Below are 3,276 nucleotides of genomic sequence, written 5' to 3' on the forward strand. Positions count from 1 at the left end.
ATTGGCGCCATCTCTGCCGCAGAGGGCTTTTTGGGCGCAAATGAATTAGAAGAACTCTATGTAGAAAGGCAATCAGTGATTGGGTAATCAGGCGCTCAGGTCTCCCTAATTCACACCGAACCCCTTTGATTATGAAAAAAACAACCATCCGCGAAATTCTCAATGACATCAAGGCTGCTGTGCGCCTGGGTCAGCCCGAAGCCATCCAGATTGCGCTCGAGGGCATTTTCGCCATCCCCCAGGTGGCCGCCAACGACCAGGCCGATGCCGCTCTTCTAGCACAATTCATCTTGCCCGCCGGGGAAACTCTGGCGCGCCTGCCCGCGGCCCAACTGCGTCCGCTGCTCGAACATCCTACCGCCGCGTTGCGGGCTATCAGCGCGTCGGCATTGGCGCGGCGTTATCTGTTGGGGAAAGACGTGAACCCGCAGGTGTTGCGTGCCCCGGCGGGGGATGTGCGCCCCGATGTACGCGCCGCCCTCGGGGCAACTTTAAGGGAGGCTGGTGAGGCCGCCCCGGAGCATCTGCTGCCCCTGATGGATCACTGGCTTAAGGCTAAGTCGCCGCGCATGCGCGAGACCGCGTTAAATTTCATCCCCGCGCTGGCCGCGAGCCACGCCGATGAAGTCATCGCCCATTTGCACCCGCTGAGCGCCGAAGATGATCGCGCCGTGCGCGCCGCGCTGGTAGATACGCTGCAAGCCCTGGCTGAAGGCGGCATGGCCGAATCTGTTTTGGGGCTGCTCACCCGTTGGGGCGATGAACCCGCCCCCAATATTTGGGTGATTACCCGCTCGTTGAGCTATGCCTGGGCGGCAGAGTATCCTCAGGGCGTAGCGTCTATTCTTCGGGCGCTGCAATCCACCCCCGGCAGCGAAAAGCCGATCCGTCAAACTTTGGATGCGCTGGCGCGCCACGGGGCGCAAATCGAAATATAAAAGAGACTTCCATGACCCAAACTATCCTCAAAGACCTGGGTGGCGGACTAATTTTGCGCCGCGCCACTCCCGCTGATACCGACGCGCTGGCGAAATTCAATGCCACCGTCCACAGCGACGACGGCCCCGACAAGCGCGATGAGCGCATTGGCGCCTGGGTACGTGACCTGATGACCCAGCCGCACCCCACCACATCGGCGGCTGATTTTATAATTGTCGAAGATACGCAGACAAAAAAGATCGTCTCCTCGATGAACCTGATTCCACAAACCTGGAGCTACGCGGGCATCGAATTTGGCGTCGGGCGGCCCGAATTGGTTGGCACTGATCCCGAGTATCGCCGCCGCGGGCTGGTACGCGAGCAATTTGATGTCATCCATCAATGGAGCGCGGCGCGCGGCCACAAATTACAGATCATCACCGGGATTCCATATTATTATCGCCAGTTTGGCTACGAGATGGGGCTGGCGCTGGATGGCGGGCGCGTGGGGTATATTCCGCATATTCCCAAATTAAAGGATGACGAAGAAGAAGCCTACTGCCTACGCCCGGCTGAGGCGCGCGATATTGCATTTATCACGGAACTGTATTCAGCCAGAGCACAACGGCAACTTTTGCATTGTGAGCGGAATGAAGACACAATGCAATATGAGCTTTTTGGAAAGAGCGAAAAAAATGTCAACCGCATTGAAACACGCATCATCGAGAATCAGGCGGGCGAGGCCGCGGGTTATTTAATGCACCCACCTTTTTTATGGGGCCCAACCCTGACCGTGCGGGAGTTTGAGCTTGTCGCTGGCCTTTCATGGCTGGCGATTGCCCCCAGTGTGCTGCGCTATCTGAAAACCACCGGCGAAGCCTATGCTGCTGAAAAAGAAGAACAGGAATTTCAGGCCTTCGCCATGTGGATGGGCGTTGAGCATCCAATTTACGAGGCCATCAGCGATTTGCTGCCGCGGGTGCGCGATCCCTATGCCTATTATGTGCGCGTGGCCGATTTGCCAGACTTTTTGTTGCATATTGCTCCGGCGCTAGAAGCGCGGCTGGCAAAATCAGTATTGGCGGGACACAGCGGCGAGCTGAAATTGAATTTCTTCAAAAATGGGGTGAAGCTGACTTTCGAGCAAGGCCAGATCAAGGCCGTCGAAAGCTACGCCCCTGAAAAAACCGAAGACGGCGATGCGCTCTTCCCCGATCTAACCTTCTTGCGGGTATTATTCGGTTATAACTCGTTTTGGGATATCGAGAAGCTGTTCGCCGATTGCTATGTGCGCAACAACGCGGCGCGCGCCCTGGTGCCAATTCTGTTCCCCAAGCAGGCATCCAATGTGTGGGGACTAGCCTAAGCAACAAAAAAAGGGTCTCGGCGGTAAAACTACCGAGACCCTTTTTTTATTGTTATTTCTCGTAAACGGGAGTCAGCCACTCACGGTAGGCGGGCAAATCACCATGCACCACATCAGAGAAAACGGCGCGCAATTTTTCTGCGATTGGCCCCATCACGCCAGAACCAATCGGACGATGATCCACTTTTGTGATCGCAGTTACTTGGGCTGCTGTGCCGGTGAAGAAAAGTTCATCGCAAATATAGACTTCCGTGCGGTCAATCGAGCGTTCGACCACCTTCAGGCCGAGTTCTTTTTCAGCCAGTTCCATCACCGAGCGGCGGGTAATGCCTTCGAGGACGTTATCCGTCACCGGGGGGGTGTAGATCACGCCATCGCGCACCATAAACAAATTCATGGCGCTGCCTTCTGAAACATGACCATCTTGCGATAATACCAGCGCCTCATCAAACCCGGCGCGCACGGCATCGGTTTTGATCAGCGCCGAGTTGGCATAAGCCCCCGAGATTTTGCCGCGGGCAGGGATCACATTATCATCCACGCGCCGCCACGATGAAAACGTCACATGGGCGTTGGTATCATTGGCAACGTACAAACCAAAAGGAATAGACACCATGCTGATCTCGTCGGTCAGGCCGTGCAATTTCACACCAATAATTTCGTCAGCTTTGTACAGCAAGGGGCGCAGGTACACATCTTCGCGGTAACTTTCGGCGCGCAGCAAATCTTTGGCCACCTGTGTCAGCGTTTCGGGGGTATGCTCCAGTTCTGCACAAAGATATTTACCCGAATTCAGCAGTCGTAGAAAATGCTCGCGCGGACGGAAAAGAAAGAGCTGTTCTTCTTTTTCATTCCAATAACCGCGCAAACCGCCAAAAGCAGCGGTACCGTAATTCAACGCGTGTGTGAGAATACCAATTTTTGCTTCACCATATGGGACGATCTTACCTTCAAAATATGCGTAATTGGGTAATGCCACGTTCAAGCCTCCT

3 protein-coding genes are annotated in these 3,276 nt (G+C 55.2%); 2 read left to right on the plus strand and 1 reads right to left on the minus strand.

Features of this window, described 5'->3' with window-relative positions:
- The first annotated feature begins 131 nt into the window (after window positions 1-131).
- Together HN413_16765 and HN413_16770 are read left to right on the plus strand one after the other, a co-directional pair.
- Window positions 132-938, plus strand: coding sequence for a hypothetical protein (locus HN413_16765; GenBank protein MBT3392053.1), 807 nt, complete (start codon window positions 132-134; stop codon window positions 936-938).
- Window positions 939-949: 11 nt separating this feature from the next.
- Window positions 950-2,284, plus strand: a complete 1,335-nt coding sequence (locus HN413_16770) for a GNAT family N-acetyltransferase (GenBank protein ID MBT3392054.1) — start codon at window positions 950-952, stop codon at window positions 2,282-2,284.
- A gap of 52 nt (window positions 2,285-2,336) precedes the next feature.
- Here the strand turns inward: HN413_16770 and HN413_16775 are convergent, their stop codons facing one another.
- Window positions 2,337-3,263 (minus strand): branched-chain amino acid transaminase, encoded by a 927-nt coding sequence (locus tag HN413_16775; GenBank protein MBT3392055.1) that lies wholly within the window; start codon window positions 3,261-3,263, stop codon window positions 2,337-2,339.
- Between the last annotated feature and the right edge of the window lie 13 nt (window positions 3,264-3,276).

Source organism: Chloroflexota bacterium, from assembly GCA_018648225.1.
Lineage (GTDB): Bacteria > Chloroflexota > Anaerolineae > Anaerolineales > UBA11858 > NIOZ-UU35.